At 53.7% G+C, this 18,665-nt stretch carries 18 protein-coding genes; 2 read left to right on the forward strand and 16 right to left on the reverse strand.

Going from position 1 to position 18,665, the window contains the following annotated elements:
• Positions 1-29 precede the first annotated feature (29 nt).
• Positions 30-1,100 (forward strand): glycosyltransferase family 4 protein, encoded by a 1,071-nt coding sequence (locus L6H70_RS18045; protein WP_236335375.1) that lies wholly within the window; start codon positions 30-32, stop codon positions 1,098-1,100.
• 86 nt (positions 1,101-1,186) lie between these two features.
• Here L6H70_RS18045 and L6H70_RS18050 read toward each other — a convergent pair whose 3' ends face one another.
• The 11 genes from L6H70_RS18050 to L6H70_RS18100 form a co-directional block, all read right to left on the reverse strand.
• A complete protein-coding gene (locus tag L6H70_RS18050) occupies positions 1,187-2,230 on the reverse strand; it encodes a glycosyltransferase family 4 protein (RefSeq protein WP_236335376.1) in 1,044 nt (347 codons plus the stop codon).
• The gene (locus L6H70_RS18055) at positions 2,227-2,949 is read right to left on the reverse strand and encodes a glycosyltransferase family 2 protein (RefSeq protein ID WP_236335377.1); all 723 of its coding nucleotides are present in this window, start codon (positions 2,947-2,949) and stop codon (positions 2,227-2,229) included. Before L6H70_RS18055 ends, L6H70_RS18050 begins: the two co-directional genes overlap by 4 nt.
• Before the next feature lie 28 nt (positions 2,950-2,977).
• The gene (locus L6H70_RS18060; protein WP_236335378.1) at positions 2,978-3,553 is read right to left on the reverse strand and encodes a class I SAM-dependent methyltransferase; all 576 of its coding nucleotides are present in this window, start codon (positions 3,551-3,553) and stop codon (positions 2,978-2,980) included.
• 32 nt (positions 3,554-3,585) lie between these two features.
• Positions 3,586-4,311, reverse strand: coding sequence for a glycosyltransferase (locus L6H70_RS18065; protein WP_423802850.1), 726 nt, complete (start codon positions 4,309-4,311; stop codon positions 3,586-3,588).
• Positions 4,308-5,303: an NAD-dependent epimerase/dehydratase family protein gene (locus L6H70_RS18070; protein ID WP_236335380.1), complete on the reverse strand. Its 996-nt coding sequence runs from the start codon at positions 5,301-5,303 to the stop codon at positions 4,308-4,310. Before L6H70_RS18070 ends, L6H70_RS18065 begins: the two co-directional genes overlap by 4 nt.
• Positions 5,273-6,112 carry a dTDP-4-dehydrorhamnose reductase family protein gene (locus L6H70_RS18075; protein ID WP_236335385.1) on the reverse strand — a complete coding sequence of 280 codons (840 nt, stop codon included), beginning with the start codon at positions 6,110-6,112 and terminating at the stop codon, positions 5,273-5,275. The genes L6H70_RS18070 and L6H70_RS18075 overlap by 31 nt, the downstream gene beginning before the upstream one ends.
• Positions 6,109-7,095 carry a polysaccharide biosynthesis protein gene (locus tag L6H70_RS18080; RefSeq protein ID WP_236335386.1) on the reverse strand — a complete coding sequence of 329 codons (987 nt, stop codon included), beginning with the start codon at positions 7,093-7,095 and terminating at the stop codon, positions 6,109-6,111. The genes L6H70_RS18075 and L6H70_RS18080 overlap by 4 nt, the downstream gene beginning before the upstream one ends.
• Positions 7,088-8,179, reverse strand: a complete 1,092-nt coding sequence (gene wecB / locus L6H70_RS18085; RefSeq protein ID WP_236335388.1) for a non-hydrolyzing UDP-N-acetylglucosamine 2-epimerase — start codon at positions 8,177-8,179, stop codon at positions 7,088-7,090. The genes L6H70_RS18080 and wecB overlap by 8 nt, the downstream gene beginning before the upstream one ends.
• A gap of 110 nt (positions 8,180-8,289) precedes the next feature.
• Positions 8,290-9,768, reverse strand: a complete 1,479-nt coding sequence (locus L6H70_RS18090; protein WP_236335390.1) for a glycosyltransferase family 4 protein — start codon at positions 9,766-9,768, stop codon at positions 8,290-8,292.
• 415 nt (positions 9,769-10,183) lie between these two features.
• On the reverse strand, positions 10,184-11,317 hold the full coding sequence (locus tag L6H70_RS18095; RefSeq protein WP_236335392.1) for a CgeB family protein: 1,134 nt from the start codon (positions 11,315-11,317) through the stop codon (positions 10,184-10,186).
• Between the two features lie 30 nt (positions 11,318-11,347).
• Complete coding sequence (locus L6H70_RS18100; protein WP_423802852.1) at positions 11,348-12,445, reverse strand: CgeB family protein; 1,098 nt, start codon at positions 12,443-12,445, stop codon at positions 11,348-11,350.
• A gap of 57 nt (positions 12,446-12,502) precedes the next feature.
• Between L6H70_RS18100 and L6H70_RS18105 the strand changes: the two genes are divergently transcribed.
• Positions 12,503-12,934 (forward strand): hypothetical protein, encoded by a 432-nt coding sequence (locus L6H70_RS18105; RefSeq protein WP_236335396.1) that lies wholly within the window; start codon positions 12,503-12,505, stop codon positions 12,932-12,934.
• Between the two features lie 45 nt (positions 12,935-12,979).
• Here L6H70_RS18105 and L6H70_RS18110 read toward each other — a convergent pair whose 3' ends face one another.
• The 5 genes from L6H70_RS18110 to L6H70_RS18130 form a co-directional block, all read right to left on the reverse strand.
• Entirely contained in the window at positions 12,980-13,153 is a 174-nt protein-coding gene (locus L6H70_RS18110) for an aspartyl-phosphate phosphatase Spo0E family protein (RefSeq protein ID WP_082452049.1), read from the reverse strand.
• Between the two features lie 91 nt (positions 13,154-13,244).
• Positions 13,245-14,684 carry a glycan biosynthesis hexose transferase WsfD gene (wsfD, locus tag L6H70_RS18115; RefSeq protein WP_236335399.1) on the reverse strand — a complete coding sequence of 480 codons (1,440 nt, stop codon included), beginning with the start codon at positions 14,682-14,684 and terminating at the stop codon, positions 13,245-13,247.
• A gap of 8 nt (positions 14,685-14,692) precedes the next feature.
• Entirely contained in the window at positions 14,693-16,591 is a 1,899-nt protein-coding gene (locus L6H70_RS18120; protein ID WP_236335400.1) for an LTA synthase family protein, read from the reverse strand.
• 163 nt (positions 16,592-16,754) lie between these two features.
• Complete coding sequence (locus L6H70_RS18125; protein ID WP_236335401.1) at positions 16,755-17,954, reverse strand: hypothetical protein; 1,200 nt, start codon at positions 17,952-17,954, stop codon at positions 16,755-16,757.
• Positions 17,954-18,613, reverse strand: coding sequence for an RNA polymerase sigma factor (locus tag L6H70_RS18130; protein ID WP_341482752.1), 660 nt, complete (start codon positions 18,611-18,613; stop codon positions 17,954-17,956). Before L6H70_RS18130 ends, L6H70_RS18125 begins: the two co-directional genes overlap by 1 nt.
• Positions 18,614-18,665 lie beyond the last annotated feature (52 nt).

Consider the following 18,665-nt stretch of genomic DNA (forward strand, 5'->3'; position numbering starts at 1 on the left):
TCCGCAAGGTGAACTCAGGAGGGGTGAGCATGAAGGTTCTATTTACGTTTTATGTACCCAGCGGCGGGGTGGAGACCCTGAACACGCTGAGGTGTGAGAGTCTGCAGCGCGAGGGCATTGAGTGCCACGTTCTGTATCTCATGCCGGGTTCCTCAAACCAAAACCAGCCGAACTATCCCATATACATCGCTTCAGGGGATGAAGAAATCCGCACGCTGCTTGAAAAAGAGCGTTTCGACGCCATTATTGTAACCTCCGATTACTTATTGATGGAACGCCTGCGCCTGCTGGGCTATAGAGGCATTCTGATATACGAATCCCAGGGACTCGGAAGACGCAGTGATGCGAAGGATATGATTATAGATGCCGTTCCTTATCTGCGTTCCTATTGTAATGCCGTGCTGATTCCGCCTACTGATCATCTGCTGGAACTATTCATCTCTATCTGCCCCTGGCTGCAGCGTTATGTCATTCCTAATATTGTCGATGTCCAGTCCTTCAGGTTCCGCCCCGGCGAACCCCCGTGTGACCCGGTAATCGCCTGGGTAGGACGCCTGGAAACCAACAAGAACTGGAGTGAATATCTGAAGATTGCCCATCAGATCCGCCGCCACAAACCCAATCTGCATCTCTGGATGTTCCATGATCCCGAACTTGCCAGCGAGGAACAGAAGCAGCTGTTCCATGAAGAACTGCATGCCTTGGGACTGAATGACCGGCTTGTGGTGTTCACCAACATTCCCAACCATATTATGCCCCTTTATTATTCTTCTATTGCCAGCTCCGGCGGTTTCCTGCTGTCAACGTCGATCACGGAGGGTTTCGGTTATGCAGTTGCGGAAGCCGTCTGCTGTACCTGCCCCGTACTTAGCACCGACTCCGACGGTGTCCGGTCCTTTATAGTCCATAATTATTCCGGCAAGTTTTATCCGCTGGGCAATGTTGAGGCCGCTGTCACTGAAGGTCTGGAGCTCATGAATAATCTGGAGCTGCGCAGCAGTATCCAGAGCCAGGGCAGAATGCATATGGTTTCACGTTTCGGCTCTGAGCGTTATGCCCAATCCTTCCGTGAAATGCTGAATTCCTTCGCTATTTTCTAATCCTTATCAGCAAAAAAGCCTTCAAGCCTGCCGGGTCACGCATTACCGGGGTTGAAGGTTCTTTTTTTGCATGTGATTGGCCAGGTTCATCCTTGCTTCGAGACCATCTCAAACAGCTCAGACTGGAAAATCTGCACGCTTCTGTCCCAGGTGAACTGTAAGGAATCATTCTCCCCTTTGCGGGCAAGACGTTCGCGCAGCTCCTTGTCGCGGATTAATGAAATAATATCCTGGCCAAGCCTGTTCTCGTACCGGTAGGACATCAGACAGTTATGGCCGTGCCTGCAGTACTCCATATTGCCTCCTGAATAGACCGTAACCAGCGCTGCCCCGCAGCGCATCGCCTCAAGGCCAGGCAGAGAGCCGGAATCGAAGGTGCTGGAGCTGACAAAAATGTCGCTTTCATTATAGTGATAGCTCAATTCCGTATCATTAGAGGGCGTGCGTAAATGGTAGCGGTGATCATTCAGCATCATCTTCAATGCAGCTGACTCAGCATATTCACCCGGAGGTGTAATCAGATAAATATCCACCTCGGGGTGCAGTTCCTTAACCCTATTTAGCTGCTCCAGCAGATACTCCTGCTCCCGGTGGCCGGAGAATCCGCCTTCCGGCTTGCGCAGGATTGCGGATACGACAAGACTTTTGCCCGCTGCCTCGCGCATATGCATATTAGTGAAGTCAGCGTTTACGCCAACCGGCACAATTCTCCCTTTGATGCCATGGTTGAGCCGGATAATTTCCTGCTGCCAGCGTGACAGCACCATCAGATTGCGGGTAATGCTGTAGGAAGCAAAAGACTGGTTATTATGAGGCAGAAAGGTTGGTTCATAGCAAAGCGCAAGCCTTATGTGCAGCCCCTTTCCCTGCTCGCTCGCCCTCTGGGCTGCTGGTACAGTGGTATAGTAATTCGAGATGATGACATCACCGTAGGGAAAATCATCCTCTGACAGTTTTTCTATCTCCCGGCCGAATTCTACCCTGCATTTCATCTCATACTCCACATTGCCTCCGCTGGGCATAAGGATCACCACTTCATGGCCGATGTCGCTCAGCCGGTTGGCTAATTCCGCCAGCATCCGCTGCGCGCCTCCCCTGGACAACGTCAGAATCGGGAATGTCAGCCTCATTGCCCTCTCTCCTTTCTCAGCAGCTGGGCGAGAACCCCGTTGTGTCTTGCCTGTACGACTTCAATCTCCCGGATTTGCGCTTCATTGTGAATGACTGAACCCATCTCCTTGTGGACACGGTAATCCAGCAGCGGCTCCCCGATATAGGACCATTCGTAGTACGGCAGAATACGCAGCCACAGGTCATAATCCTGGGTATACAGGAAACTTTCATTGAACAGTCCTACTTTGCGGAAAATATCCATATCGAACAGAACAGAGCTGCCGTTAACCGGACAGCCCTTCATCATTGTCGCGATCATTTCGGTCCGGCCGGATAGCAGGACACGAATCACCTCGGAGACCCGCTCCCCGTGTTCATTAATGTAGTAATAAGCCGTATGATTAAAGGAGGTGCCTGTCTGGGTGAGGGCTATCATCTGCCGCTCTATTTTATCCGGGTGAAACACGTCGTCCGCGCTTAACCAGGCAAAATATGCTCCGCTGGCGGCCATTACTCCCCGGTTGAGTGCCGAGGCTGTGCCGCCGTTTGCCTTGTGTATATATCTGATTCTGTCCATGAATGGAGCGAGCTTCTCGGCATGCTGGGTTGAACCGTCATCCACCACAATGAGCTCAATATCCGGATAAGTCTGGGCAAGCACGCTTTCCACCGCAAGATGAACATAAGGACAATTATAAAACGGGATGACCACCGAAACCTTGGATTGCTGATTCATGTGCTCACCTCCTTCCCGAATTCGTAGGCTAGACTGTTTTGCAGGCGAGTAAAGCATCCAGCGGCTGGTGGTCTGGCCCGAACGCTTCCCGGAAGGCCGGATTCTCGGCATGGTGAAACCCTTTAAGCACCGTAACCGAATACCCCAGCTTGAGAAAATCCTCCGGCTCCCAGCCGCTCCAGTGCCTCTGATAATACTCGCCCTGCAAATGAAAGTGATCCGTTCCTTCCTGCGGAAAAAAGCCGCGCGGTGTAAACACGACTACACGGTTAGAGGCAATCATCTCTGCTTTTCTCAGAAGCTCCATTCCTTCATCCATGGTGAAATGCTCCAGGGAATCTATCAGTGTAACCGCCGAAAAGGTTCCCGGCAGAAACAGCTTATCAATATGGCCGGCATCTGCGTGAAGCGGAATAATATGCGGTGATTTGTATTTGCGGTGCAGCAGATAAGGCCTGTGAATGTCCAGGCCAATCACCAGAGTAGCCTCATAACGTTCAAGCAGTGTACCTGTGCCGCTGCCGATATCCAGAATACTCTCGGAGAATTTCAGCTGCTCCAGCAGAACCGGCAGGAAGTCATACACTTCAATTTCCCGGTACATAGGCTCTCCTCCCCCAAATGATATACATGTACTCATCCGCCCATAGAAGCAATTAGTCCGCGCAGCATTCCCTGATAGCGGCTGTTCGTCGCGGCGGCTTCCGCCATAATGACGTCATAATGCTTGAGTGTGCCCATTCCGCTATGCCGCCGATAGGCCGTTAAGGACTGGTTCAGCATAACCGGCGGGTAACCATTAAGAATCGCCCGGAACCACAAATCATAATCATGCGTGTAAGGCAGTGACTCATTAAATAAGCCGATAGCTCCGAACAGCTCACGCTTGAACATCACCGTACAGCCGTTGATGGGATTGCCTTGCAGGAAGCAGCGTAAAAATTCCAGCTGGTCCGGAAATACAAGTGAAGCGTTCATATCGGTCAATTGCGATTCCCCGTTAATATAGTTGAAGTTCGTATACGAAATCAGGAGCCCGTTTTGTTCCATAAACTTTACCTGATTGTTGATCTTGTCATGGTAGAACATATCATCCGAGCTGAGCCAGGCAATATAGTCCCCCGTAGCATGGATAATCCCGTGATTCAGTGCAGAGGCTGTTCCCCCGTTGGCTTTGCCGAGGTAATGAATATGGTTCAGATACGGAGCAATCCGGTCCGCATGAGCCGTAGATCCGTCATCGACTACGATGATCTCATAAGGCTGCCAGGATTGGGATAAGGCGCTTTGCAGCGCCTGTTCAATATAGGGGCAATTATAAAACGGAATAATAACCGAGACCTTCGGAACATTCATGTTCATGACAAACTTCCTCCCCTGCCGGAACGGTAATAGTCGACAATATCCTGAATGGAATGCTCAAGGCTGATTTCCGGTTTCCAGCCAAGGATAGCGGCATTCTTTTCCGGGCCGTCGGCAGCATCCGGTTCACCGTATGCTGCCGGCTTCACCGGCTGTTCTTCCACAGTATCCGCCCCCCAGTCCATTAAGACCGGTGCCTCCGCATGAGCCAGCAGCTTCCCGGCAATATCCCCCAGACTCCGCTGAGTTCCCGAATCAATGCGGTAGACGGTCCCGGCCTTGCCCTGGCGCAGAATGTAGTCGTAAGCCCGCACGGCGTCACGCACATCCAAAAAATCCCGCAGCACATGCCTTGAAGAGAGCTTGAACGTCTGCGGCTCTGTATTCCTTCCTGCCGCAGCTTCTTCACTGCGCACGACATGCTGCGCCAGCAAAGAACAGAAGCCGGTCGAAGGGCCGGGGCCGATCAGGTTGCAGGGCTCTGCCAGCAGCACAGGCTGTTTGAACAGCGTCCCCCAGGCCAGTGACACCAGCTCCTCCAGCGTTTTGCTGAAGCTGTACGGATGGGGCGGCCCGTCGGCTGTTCCGGGTCTGTATTTGAGCCTGGAGCCGGCTACCAGAATCCGGCCTGCCGGCCGGGCACGGAGCGCTTCAAGCAAATACAGGGTAGCCATTACATTGGTCTCCATATAGAGCAGCGGATCCCGCCAGGATTCCGGAACGGAGTTCTTGCCCGCCAGGTGCAGCACCTCGTCCGGCGCGGCCTCAGCTATCATTGCGGCAACAGCCTTCCGGTCGCTGAGGTCGCATTCCTGCATCCTGACACCCTCCGGAAAGCCCGCAGATAAGGCGGCCTGACGGCGTACCACAGCCGTTACCTCCGCTCCTGCAGCATGGAAATAAGCTACAGCATGCCGTCCGGTAAAGCCGGCGGCTCCGGTAATCAGCAGCCTCCGCCCCTTCATGTGGACATCGCTGACTGGTTCATCCACTCCGCCAGCTCTGAGAGCATTACGGGATAGGAAGGAAGTTCGAAATGAACATCGCTTCTCGTACTCACAAGTGTACGATCCTGAACATGAACAGAATCCGGCACGATCTCGACATCCTGTTTGTGGAATGCATGCTGCATATGAAGCAGCAGCTCGTATTTGCTGAGCGGTTCAGGGTGGGCCAGATGAATCAGGCCGGATACCTGTGAATCCAGCATCTTGTCAACCGCTTTGGCCAGCTCCAGCGTGGTCACTCCATTCCACATGACCCGTTCATAACCGGGGACCGGGCCTTTCTGGGCCAAAAACCATTCCATCAGCCCGATGCCGCCGCTCCGGATCTCCGGACCGATGATGGAGGTGCGGATCGTCAGATGGCCGGGTGCTCTGACTTCACCCAGGCTTTTGGTAATGGCATAGACGGAAGTGCCGTCGGCCGTATCCTCTTCCGTATAACCGCCGCGTGTTCCTTCGAACACGCAGTCGGTACTGATATGAATCAGCCGGGCATGCACCGCGTCCGCAACGCGGCGCAGCCGGTGAGGCAGAAATCCATTCACATGATAAGCGCCGATCCGGTCACGTTCGGCAAATTGATTAAGGACCCCAAGTGCATTGATAATGCAATGAGGGGAGACCATTTCGACCAGCTTCTCTACGCCGGCAACATCATCGGCATCCACATACAGCCCGCCAAGATCGCTCTTATCCCGGGTTGTATGGAAGACGTGATGTTTGCCCTGGCGGCGAAAATACGCCGCCAGCATATGACCCGCCATACCGTTTCCGCCGAGGATAAGCAGTTTCACTCTAGGAACCCTCCCCGGATCAGGATGCTCTTGATCTCCTCCTGATCCATCAGATTATTCTCCGAGCTGAAGCTGTTGAAGGACACATGCGGATAATTCCGGTAATGGGCTTTCAGTTCAGGCATATCCAGCGTCGGGAGAATGACCAGGTACTGCTCATCGTAAACGACCGTAGTCAGGCTCTCGAAATCACTCATCAGAATTTCATGAATCTTCTCCCCGGGACGGATGCCGGCTTCAATAATGCTGACATCGTTTCTCCCGGAGGCTTCGATCAGCACCTCGGCCAGATCAACAATCCGGCATGTCGGCATCGTCATGACGAAGATTTCCCCGCCGATGCTGACCTCGGAAGCTTTGAACAGCAGGGTGATCGCATCGCGGAGCGTGAAGAAGAACCGGGTCATTTTCATATCGGTAATGCGTACCTGGCCCTTATCCTTGATCTGCTTCATGAACAGATGCACCACACTGCCGTTGGTTCCCAACACATTACCGCCGCGCACCGTTACGAACCGGGTGCCTGAGCCGAGCAGATTGGCATACACGAACAGCTTTTCGCCGATGGCTTTGGTCATGCCGTAGAAGTTAGACGGGTTCGCAGCTTTGTCGGTGGAAATGTAGATCGCTTTCTCTACGTTGTTGGCAATTGCCGCTTCAATCACATTCTGGGTGCCGACCACATTCGTTTTGAGGGCTTCGTACGGCTGATCCTCGCATACCGGAACATGCTTCAGCGCAGCCAGATGGAACACATAATCCACCCCGCGACAGGCAGCCACCAGCGCATCCTTGTCTCGGATATCTCCGATAATGAAGCTGAGGCGGTTATCTTCGAATTCCCTGCTCATCGCTACCTGGGCAGACTCGCTGCGGGAGAAGATAATGATTTCTTTAGGATTTTGCGGCAGAAGCTGCCGGATAAGTTCATGCCCCCAGGAACCCGTTCCGCCGGTGACCATAATCCGTTTATTATTAAACATGCAGGTTCCCTCCAAGCAAAAATTTAACTACTTTAGCCGAGACATCCGGTGTCAAATATCCTTCCGGTGCCTCCCATTCTGGACTTAGCGACGTCATCAGCCGGGTACAGCGCAGAATGCTGTTCTGCTCCACGCCCGACACTACATTGCTCCCGCAATCCACCGTCTCTGGACGTTCAGTCGTCCTGCGGATCGTTACGGTTGGCACACCCATCAGACAGCATTCCTCCTGGACGGTTCCGCTGTCGGTAATCGCACAGAGGGCATACTGTTCCAGATGGACAAAATCAAAAAATCCGAAAGGCTCATGGAATTCCACCAGCGGGTTCATAGTCAGCGTGAATTGCTCTGTCAGCTTGGAGCGGGTGCGGGGGTGTATACTGCAGATCAGGCGGAGTCCAAAATGCTCAGCCACCAGATTGAGCCCTGACATAATCTGCAGCAGCGCTTTAGGATCATCCACATTCTCCGCCCTGTGGGCGGTCACGAGAAAATACTGGCCTGCCGTCAGGTTCAGGCGGGATAGAATATCACTGCTGCTGATTTGCGCCTGATAATGTGTAATGACTTCATGAATCGGGTTGCCGGTGAGCACGATACGCTGGCTGGGGAACCCTTCGCTGACCAGATGCCGCTTGCTCTGCTGCGTATAAGGCATATTAATGGTGGAAACGGCATCTATGACACGGCGGTTTTTCTCTTCCGGCACTTTTAAATCGTAGCAGCGGTTGCCCGCCTCCATATGCACTACCGGAATGCCCATCCGCTCCGCGAGAATGGCACACAGCGCACTGTTCGTATCCCCCAGGAGCAGAATGCGGTCCGGCTGCTCCTGCAGCAGGATGCTCTCCAGACTTCCGAACATGGCAGCCAGCTGCCCGCCCAGTCCCGCCTGCTTATCCTGCAGCACATAGTCCGGTGCCCGCAGCCCCAGCTCCGCGAAGAAAATCCCGCTGAGGCTGGCCGTGAAGTTCTGGCCCGTATGCACCAGCACATGCCGCTCCGCATGCTCGTCGAGCAGCGGAATGATCACGCTGAGGCGGATAATCTCGGGCCGTGTGCCCAAAATCGTCATGATCTTCATGGGTTCACTCCCCTTTGAGGTTGACCTGCCTTACAAATAGGGCAGGGTGAATTGATGTCTGTTGCTGCTACAGCAGCCCGGCTGCCGGCCGCGCCTTGCCTGTGGCGCGGCTACCGGCGGCTATGCGCGCGCCGCCCGGTCCGCTTGCCGCGGTGCCTGCGGCCGCGGCTGCTTTTGCGGCGCGCGGTGCCTCCTGCGCGCCGGCCCGTTCCCCGGCGCTTGCTGCGGCGCGCCCGGGCTTTGGCGCGGCTCAGCTTGCCGCGCCGGAGCTTCGCGCGCCGCAGCCGTGCCGCGCGGCGTGCCTTGCGCGGCGGCTTCGCAGCGGCCGCCGCCGGTTCGACGCCCCCCGGTGCCGGAGGCACGGGTGGGGCGGGTTCGGCGCCGCCGGACTCAGGCGGCGCGGAGCAGTAGCGGAGCTGCCAGCGCTCCGCGAGCCCCTGCAGGCGCGTGCGGTAAGCCGCCGGTCCGTAGACGGCGTCGATGCGCTCCCGCGCCTGACTGCCGATGGCGGCGGCCAGGTTCGGCTCCGCCAGCAGGCTGTTTACGCGCTCGGCCAGTGCGCCGATGTCCGCCGCCGGGGCGAGCAGCCCGCCGCAGCCGGCGGAATGCAGCACTTCGTACAGTCCGCCGGAGTCATAGGCGACAACCGGCTTGCCAAAGGCCATTCCTTCCAGCGCCGTCATGCCGAAGCCTTCGCGGATCAGGCTGGGGACAACCAGCAGATCCATGGCGCAATAGGCGGAAGGAAGCGATTCTTCATAGCCGTAGAATTTAAACCGGGAGGTCAGCCCCTCGAGCTTCACCTTGCGGACGCAGCGTTCATAATAGCTTTTGTCTCCCGGAGTGCCGATGACCAGAAACTTGGCATCCGGATGCTGCGCGCTCACCAGGACCGCCATTTTGACGAAATGCTCCAGTCCTTTTTCTTTATTAATGAAAGAAGAAATATAGCCGATGAGCGGTTCTCCGGGCGCTACCCGCAGTTCCCGCCGCCGTTCACTCCGGAGCGTACTCCAGGCTTCCACCATCATTTCCTGGTCATTCCAGGACGGCGGAATCTGTGTCACCTTGCCTTCACGGATATCCTCCGGAAAACAAGCCGCTGCCGTATGGGAAATGGCCAGTATCTCATCGCTGTTCCTGTGGATCAGCTCCACGCTGATTCCGGTGTAATCGTTGTCGGTGATCGTCTCGGAGATCTTCCATACGACTGGAATGCCCAGAGACTTCGCCGCCATCGCCGGCAAAGCATGCACACAGGTACTTGAAATAATGAATGCCGGCCGGAGCGCGGCAAGCCAGTCTGTCAGCTCGCGGTATTCCCGGCTCTCCTGAAGCTTGCGGATATCCGCCTCCAGTCCGGCATAAGGGGTATACATTCCGTAAACCAGAGGAATCGGGATCACCTGTACACTCAGCCCGGAGCTGCGGGCCTTACGGGTAAGCTTCCCATCCTGGGGGGCTACGAGAATACAGTTGAAATAGGAAGACAGCTCCCGGGCGAAGAACAGCAGCAGCTTCTCTGCACCCGTTATACTGCGTGTATTGGAAACGTGGGAAAAGAGGACAATTGTAGCTTTGTCGGCCATGGTGTTTCGGCGCTCCCTGGCAAGGGGCCTCGAGCGACCATTCACCTCCTTCAAAGTTTTACGAAGCTTAGGCTACGAAGCACTTCTTCGCAGTAAAACTCGCTTCGGAAGCATTCGCTTAGTTTTACGAAGCTTAGGCTACGAAGCACTTCTCCGCAGTAAAACTCGCTTCGGAAGCCTTCGCTTAGTTTTATGAAGCATCAGCTACAGGATTAATTCTTCGCAGTAAAACCCGCTTCGAAAGCATCCGCTTTGTTTTCCTTGCCACTTGTTTCAGTTGAAGCTGACCCTGGCTGCGTCTGGTAAGGGGGCGAACGCCAAGGTCAGTACTCAGTATATTTAGGGGGAACAGATGCCGGCACGACACCTGTCCCCTGGTAAGCGCACATTTTCACATTTTGCCCGCCGCTGCCAGTTAGCCGTAGATTATGGTTAACAGCTGGTTCAGGCGCTTGGTGTAGGTATGATCCTTCAACGTCCGTTCAAAGGCGCGCAGTGCCATATCCCGCCGCTGCTCCTCATGGGTCAGGTAATAACGGATTTTATCCATCATCTCCTGCGGGCTTGAGAAGGTATCAATTTCTTCACCGACCTTGTAGAAGGTGCCCATATCATCTCTGGCATCGCTCAGCTGCAGCGTACCGCTGGCTGCGATTTCGAAGGTGCGGGGATTGGGTGAGGCCGCCGGAATATACAGCTTATTGTTATTATCCAATTCATCCACATGGGCACGGTGAAGATTAATAACAATCTTGGAGCCGCTATAGGTGACTGCAGTCTCCTGCGGGGTCATCCACTTGCCGATTTCAATACGCTCCCCGTACAGCGGAGCCTCAGGCAGACGGTCCCACCAAATGCCGTTAATGACAGTGTTGTAGCTCATCAGCTCCGGCATAATGTCACGGAAGAAATTGATCCGGTTCCAGTAGGCGGAGCCGATGAAGCTGACATCCCGCTGTACCGGTGAACGTCCTGTCGTCGGGCGATAGTGCTCCCGATGGGCGGCAAAAGGCAGGTAATGTACCTCAGTGCAGCCAAGGCCGCGGTATATTTCCACACAATTGCGCTCCAGTGTGAACACATAGTCGTAATGGGCTACGATATTAATCGTGAAATCTGTATAATACGGATCATCCGTCAGCCAGATCGCGGTCTTAATGCCCCTGCCCCGCAGCTCGGCAACCTGATCAAGCGGCAATTCAAGACCGTCCAGCACCAGCACCAGATCAGGCCGCTGCGCGTCTGCGAGCCCCACCAGATTCTGGCGGACATCGGTAATAGTGACTTGGGTCGTCAGTTTTTGCAGCGCATAAAGAACGGCTTCATCCAGCGGTGAATAAGGATAGCCTTTGCCCGAGGCTACATACATCACATGAAGGTTCCGCACCGGAATCGGCTCCTCCGGACGGCCGTCCAGAATGGCGAGCCTGCCCCGTAAATATCCCTCATCGTAGCCTATCTTGAAGCCGGTCAGGCGTCCGCGCAGCTTTTCTTCTTCCGCCGGTGTCCGCGGCAGCGGAGGTGCGGGCATTATAAATTCATTGTTCATGAGTAATCGCTCCTTCATCCCATTCTGATTTCACAGTTGTGAAGTAATCACATTCAACAATTGAGGCAGCCTTGCGGTGAATGTATGATGACGCAGTGTTGTCTGCAGCCCCCGTAGGGCAAACTTCCGGCGCTCTTTCTCATGCTTCAGGTAATAGTCGATTTTGCGTTTCAGCTCTTCGGTGGAGGCGAAGGTCTCTAAGTCATGGCCCGGGCGGTAATAGCTTCCTAAATCCTCGCGGATATCTGTCAGCTGCATGGTTCCGCAGGCACTGATTTCATAGGTTCGGGGATTAATAGAGCGTGACGGCAGCTGAAAGGTGTTGCGGTTATCCTGCCCGCCCTCCCACGGCCGGTGGATATTAATGACCAGCTTAGCACCGCTGTAATAATTCGCCGTTTCCTCCGGCGGGATAAAGCCGCTTCTAATGAAAGGCGACAGCTCTTCGAACTGGCTCAGCCGCTCCCAGAAGCCGCCGGCGATCAGCACTTTCTTGCCCTTAAGATAGGGCGCCAGCTCGTCGAACAGTGCAGTACGGTTGCGGAAGGCGTTGCCGATGAACACAATATCAAACTGATGCTGCGGTCCAGTCCTGCGCGGATAGAACATTTGGGGATTCACGCAGAGCGGAAGGTAATGAACAGAGCCCGCCCCGAGCGAGCGGTAAAACTCCACACATCCCAGCTCATGCGTAAATACGTGATCATAATGCAGGCAGATGACGGAGGTATCTTCGGTAAAGTAAGGGTCATCCGCAAACCAGATTGCCGTAGGAATCCCAAGCTTTTTGATTTCATCAATTTGTTCCAGATGGTTCTCCGGAAACACATGCAGTCCGTTCATGACGAGAACTGCTCCCGGCATTTCCCGCGCCGCAACCTCCAGCATCGTCTCAGGTGTGCTGAGCACCAGCTCACTCACCAGCAGCCTGAGTGCTTCTGCGATCCCTGTATCTATCGCCTCAAAGCCCTGGGGCACATACATCAGCTTAAACGGCCGGCATGCTGCCACCTCCGGAGAATTCAGGCGTTTCACAGCTTCACATAAGCCGAGACGGTATCCTTCCTGATAGCCGTCCCGATAATCCCGCGGACGCGTTCTTCTCTTTTTTGCTTTCACGGCTTTCACCCTGCCCCGTCATATTCTCAAGACAGTAGTACTATATGCGGAGTCAGCATCCGCCTCATGGACATCTGCCACGACCGACGAGAAATTGGCAGATGCCCCCTGTCGATCACCCGGGTTGCCCGAACCTTTGCCGATTCCTTCCACTGGGATACACTTGTACCGTGTCACATTGCCCCTCTGGAAAGTTTTAAAAATACCTTTGTTTCTGCCCTTTCCGCCCGCCAGCGCGAAATCAAAGGTAAAAATACCTTTGTTTCCGTCCATTCCGCCTGCCAACGGGAAATCAAAGGTAAAAATACCTTTGTTTCCGTCCATTCCGCCCGCCAGCGCGAAATCAAAGGTAAAAATACCTTTGTTTCCGTCCATTCCACCCGCCAGCGCGAAATCAAAGGGAAAAACACCTTTGTTGCCAACCTTTCCAACTTTTCCACCCTGCCCACCCTGCCCATACCGCCAACAAACACAAAAAAAGACATCCGGACGGGATAACCGTCCAGATGTCTAAGTTATAAAGCTCCCTATTCTATTATTTTCCTAATAAGGCACATCGTCTTTGTCCGTGAGGCAGTCGGTATATTCATTCAGCAGTGCATCCAGCTTCACGGATTGGCGGAGTACTCTTATATCCTGCATTCCAAATTCCAGGGCAAGCCTGTTCAGCTCCTGCCTTGCCTGCTCAATTCGATCCCTGTGATCATCATTCCCCATAGCGGCCCCCTAACTCAGATGAGGCTGTACAGCCATTTGTTAAACTTTTACTAAAGTTCCAAACACATTGTATTCGATATTTAACAGTGGGTCAATTCCCCAAAGTCCCATAAATACGTCTGCCCATGCTTACGGCAATGTGCACAAGTCCGCCGAACATGATCACGGCCATCAGATCAAAACTCACGTTGAACAAAAACAGATGCTTGCCGATATCCGCCCTGCCGTCACCGAGGACCGGCACCAGGAAAGAGAACAGTCCGATCAGCCCGATCAGCAGCAGCAGTTCACCGGCGATCCGGCCCGCCAGCTCTTTTGTACGGAAATAATGGAACAACACTCCGGCGTAATACACCAGATAGAATAGGATAAGGAAGCCGAGGGTATGCGGGATATGCTTGTCTTTAAACTGGCTCCAGACGCTGTAGGTCTGACTCAATGCACCAGCCGGCTTTCCCTCCGACTTCTCATAGTTTCCAAGATATTGCGGGCGGATGTCCATACTGTTCTTGGCCGCATACTTCATATGCTCTATCAGCCGTACGGGATGCTTAATATAGAAGAAGAGCACATCCTTATGGGAGACCCGGTCATAAAAGTCCGGCGTAAGCGACGGATCATCCTGCTTGATGGCGGTATCCTTCTGGAAATAATTCGTTCCCGCCAGCACCTCAAGGTGTTCCGGCAGTCCCAGATCACGCAGATCCCCGCGTACATCCGGTGAATCATTCAGAATCCCGAAAAACACAGTCTGGTACAGATTGATATGCTTGAGTTCCTTGGGAGCCGCCATATACAGAACTACCGAGACCAGCGCCACTGCCACCGCGAACCGGCGGGCCAGCCTCCGGAAGTTCCCCTCCCCGGGAAGTGCGCCAAGCCGCAAAAAAATCAATGAGAAGACGAGCCCGACCGGAGCATTCTGGATTTTGGAGCAGATCAGGAACAATACAGCTATAAAAAACAGTGTCAGCCCTTTCCGGGTTGGCCTTTCCTGTACCGTCAGCCTCAGACCCAGCGCAAACGTAAGCAGCATCGATACCATCGACACCGGTTCGCCGAAGAGCGAATTGAAATACGCCAAATATCCGATATCATAAAAGACAAACAACATTCCGGCTCCCAGCAGCAATCCTGTCACCGCAGAGTACTTAGCCCCGAGCTTCACAATCAGCCAGGTCGCGGCAAGCAGCAGCAGCCCATACACCGCTCCCAGCAGGCGGATATCAAAATAGCTGCCATGAAATACGCCGGAGAGGAGTCTCGGAACCAGTACCAGCAGAATCTGCGAGGAAGGGTAGAAGCCTTGAAACAGATTTTCATAGGAAAACCTTGCATGGCTGAAGCTGAAAAAACGGTCAGCATAGCTTTCAGCAGCATTATAGTAATTCAGCCCGACGGTATCCATCATCCGCTTGAAATCCCCGTTATCAGCTACCCCGACAAAAGGCTGCAGGAACAGCAGGTAGAGAATTAGGCCGCAGCCGGCAAGAGCCACCAGGTACTCGGGTTTCAATATTCTTTTTTTCATAGCTCCCCCTAGCGCTGCGGCAGCAGCTTCACGTATTCATCGGACAGACCCATCAGCTGCAGAATATAGTTGTAGTCATCCTCATATGGGCTGAAATCTGCTACCGGCTGGAGCGTATCCAGCGAAACGGCTGTACCGTCAGCGAATCCTTTGCCCGGAACGAACATAATCTCATCATTAAAAAAGGAACCCGTAGGCAAATAATAGCGCATGCCCACGACATTGCGGCCGATATTCAGCAGATCATGCCCGAATGCTGTAAACCCTTCATCCTTGAGCGAGACACCCAGCAGATTAGCCACTGTCGGGAGAATGTCCAGCTGGCCTCCGGTGCGTTCCACCGTCTGCCCCTGGGTCATGCCCGGCACATGCACGATCAGCGGGATATTGAAGCGGCTGATCCGGGAATCATACGGCGTACCGAGTGCTTCCTCCACCTGCTCAGGCGGCACATCCTGCGGCTGCAGCCCGAAATGGTCGCCATACAGCACAAGTACCGTGTTATCCCATAGTCCCTGTTGCTTCAGCCCGTCAATCAGAGTGCCGACAGCATAGTCCGTATAGTTAATCGCCGTCAGATAATCGCCAAGCATCGTATCCTGCAGATTATCCGGCAGTGTAATTCTTTTGTAGTTATCCGGAATCTTGAACGGGTGATGGCTGGAGGCCGTCACCAGCTGGGCATAGAATGGCGTGCCTTTCTGCTTCAGCTCCGCGAGCTTCTCAACAGCGGTGATATATAGCTGCTCGTCCGAGGCGCCGAAGGCGTTGAAATGATCATTTTTGAAGGAACCTTTATCATAATAGCCGTTAAAGCCCAGTGCCGGATACAGCTCATTGCGGTTCCAGAAGCCAACCTTATTCACATGAAACGTGTAGGCCTCATAGCCTTTATCCCGCAAAAGCCGCGGCAGGCTCGGCAGCTCCCGGTCTCCAAAGCCGGTGGACATGGCCAGCGTGCCGATCGGATAGATCGAAGTATTGCTCATAAATTCGGCATCGGAAGTATTACCCGGACCAATCTGCTGGTATACATGAGGAAAATAAAAGCCTTCTCCGGCCAGGCTGTTCAGCACCGGTGTCAGCTCCTGCCCGTCAAGCGATTGATGCAACGGGAAGTTCTGGAAGGCCTCCATTTGAATCACGATTACATTTTTGCCCTTTTGCGAACCGAAATACTCCGGCATTGTACCGGCAGGCTGATCACTGTACGGGTAGCCAGCCTCCAGCTGCTCTACCTTGGCAATCGTTTCCTTAATATCGCCCGTGCCGATTAAGCCATTATCCTCCTGCGCCTTAATCGCCGCAACCACTTCATAATTCAGGAACCCGGCGCTCTCCGCCTGTACCAGCTCGTTCGTAATGCTGCGCGCTGCATGAACGGAGTAGGCTGACAAGGAGGCGCCGCCCAGAATCGCCACCAGAATGACAATCAGCTGGGCTCTTGTCGCCCGGCCGGCGGTATAGCTGCGGACCGGGTTCACCGGCCCCCGTTGCCATCTGCGGATCAGTGCATACAGCATCATCACCACAAGATCAGCGAAGAACAGGTAATCAATGGCTTGAATCGTTGATTCCACACTCTCTTTAACCTGAAAGACCTGATTCAACTCATAGAAGGCCAGATAGGTCGGAACCGAACCGAAATGATTGAAATACACACTGGCTGCGAACAGCAGCAGCGATAAGATCGTATTGAAGATCCAATAAGCACCCGTCTTCATGCGCCGCGGAAGAATAACGGTCAGAATCCCCATAATCAGCAGCACCGGTGCCAGATCGGCGGCAATCCACTCCCAGGCGATCCGGTCAAAAAACAGTCCTCTCAACAGCAGCAGCTTCAGCCAGATGAATCCGGCTACAATATAGAACTGCACCGGCAGCAGCTTGGCTTTTTTCTCGTTCATCTTATCCCCTCTTACTTCTATTCCGTATTTTTCTGTAAAATAACTTCCACTTTTCTGTAAAATATCAGATTTCTCTAGTATAGCAATACTTGTTTTGTTAATCAAAAAGAGACGCCGCCCGGTATTGGCGTACGTCTCATGTATTGCTGCTAATTTTTCTTCATTAATATAACAGCGTATTACTCTCCCGCTTCACACTGAAGCTGTACATTACACCATCCAGATTATAGGAGGCTTCAATGGCCGGCGCCTCCCCGCGGCTCTCAAAGGTAATGACCCCCGGCCTTGGTCCGTTCTTGTCCAGCATATAATCCTCCAGCCGGATACCGTACAGCTTATCGGCGATAGCAGCGGCTGCGCTCTGCAGCTTGGCATTATCCATCTCCAGCAGCTGCCTGTCATACTCAGCAAGCTTCTCAGGATCGGTAGATGGAATAACGTTCAGAGAATAATCGGACGCATCCAGGACAGCATTCGTAGCATAATCCAAAGTAACAGATATGGGTGAACCTGCAGCCGTGCCATAGATCAGAGTAATTTCATCGCCTGCGCCTTCTATGGTGAAACGGAGGACTTTGGTCAACGCCTCTTCCCCGCCGCTTCTAAGCAGCCTGATCGCCTGTAATCCGGCTTCCTTTAATTCCTCACTAACCTCGTTCTGGTCCATATCGAAGCCTGCCCGGACATATGCTCCGTTTGTAAAGTTAATGTCCGCATCTTCTGCATGCACAACATTCTGAATCTCAACAGTCTTATTGGCCGTACGTCCATATACGGCGTAACGCGTTAATCCCGTAGCCTGAAATTCCCGCTTATACCCGAGCTCCTGCAATTTTTGCCGGGCATCATCGATCAGCTTGCTGCCGATTTCTCCCGGCCCATACGAAGCACACATGCTGTACATAGTAACTTCCCCCGTTTCCTTGCTAATTTGGAAAAATGCGTAGGAGTCCGATTGTTCGCTCTCTCTGTAAACGAGCTGTACGTAGTCCTTATTTCCCTCCCGCACCATCTTTTCAAAAGGAAGCTTCTTGCCAAGCTGCTTTTGCATCAGCTGCTCCGCATTCTTTTTTAGCGCTTCATCGGTAAGCACAGGATTATCCTCTGCCGGCCGGGTAATGCCTGCTGAGGTTCCCTCTTTTGCGGGCATACTGTTCAAGTACAGCGCTCCGGCTCCTGCCAGCACCAGGACAACGGCAGCTGCTGCCAGCAAGCCCCGGAACCTGTATCCGGCTTTGGCTTGGCCCGGCCTGCCCTGCTGTACACGCCGGATCACCTTTTCAGCAGAGGAATCCGTAAATTTCGGCTCCTGGAACGGCCCTTTGCGTGCCTGTTCATACCACTGCGGCTCATGCTCCTCCATCACTTCATCCCCCTTAGTTTGTCCTGGACTTTATGCCGCGCACGGTGCAGCCTTGACTTGACGGTTCCCGGAGGCAGCCCGGTCAGACCGGCGATTTCATTAACCGACAGCTCTGCCTTCAGGTCAAGCACCAGCACCTCGCGCAGCTTCTCCGGCAGCTTCATGATGATGTCCCAGATGTCCCTCGTCTGCTGGTTACCCAGATATTCCATCTCCGCCGAACGCGAAGTGCCAAGCTTTTGTTCCACCAAGGTGCCATGCTGTCCAGCTTCTGCCCCTTGCCGCTCCTCGTACACAGGCGTAAGGCTCTGAATCCCGCCGCCCCACAGGCTTGTGCGGAAAAACCGTGATTTCCGGTACGAGAAAACCGTGTTGCGTGCGATCGTAAACAGCCAGGCTTTCAAGCTGGAAGTTCCCTTATACGTGCCAATCCGGTAAAAGCATTTCACGAATACTTCCTGCGTGAGGTCATCCGCCTGCCCGGCATTTTTGGTCAGATAGTAGATATAGTTCCAGATATCATTTCCGTACAGGCCCATTACCTGCCGCAGCTGATCTTCATTCATGGTCTCGGCATCCTTCAGCTCATCCGGCGTATCCCGTTCATCCCGTTTTTCCCGTTCAGCCCACTTATTCAGCTCCAGGTCCAATTGCACCACCTCACTTTATACGACCCCGTTATCAGGCAAAAGGTTCCCTTTATTTTCTATT

This window comes from Paenibacillus auburnensis (assembly GCF_927798115.1).
Classification (GTDB): Bacteria; Bacillota; Bacilli; order Paenibacillales; family Paenibacillaceae; genus Paenibacillus_AQ; species Paenibacillus_AQ auburnensis.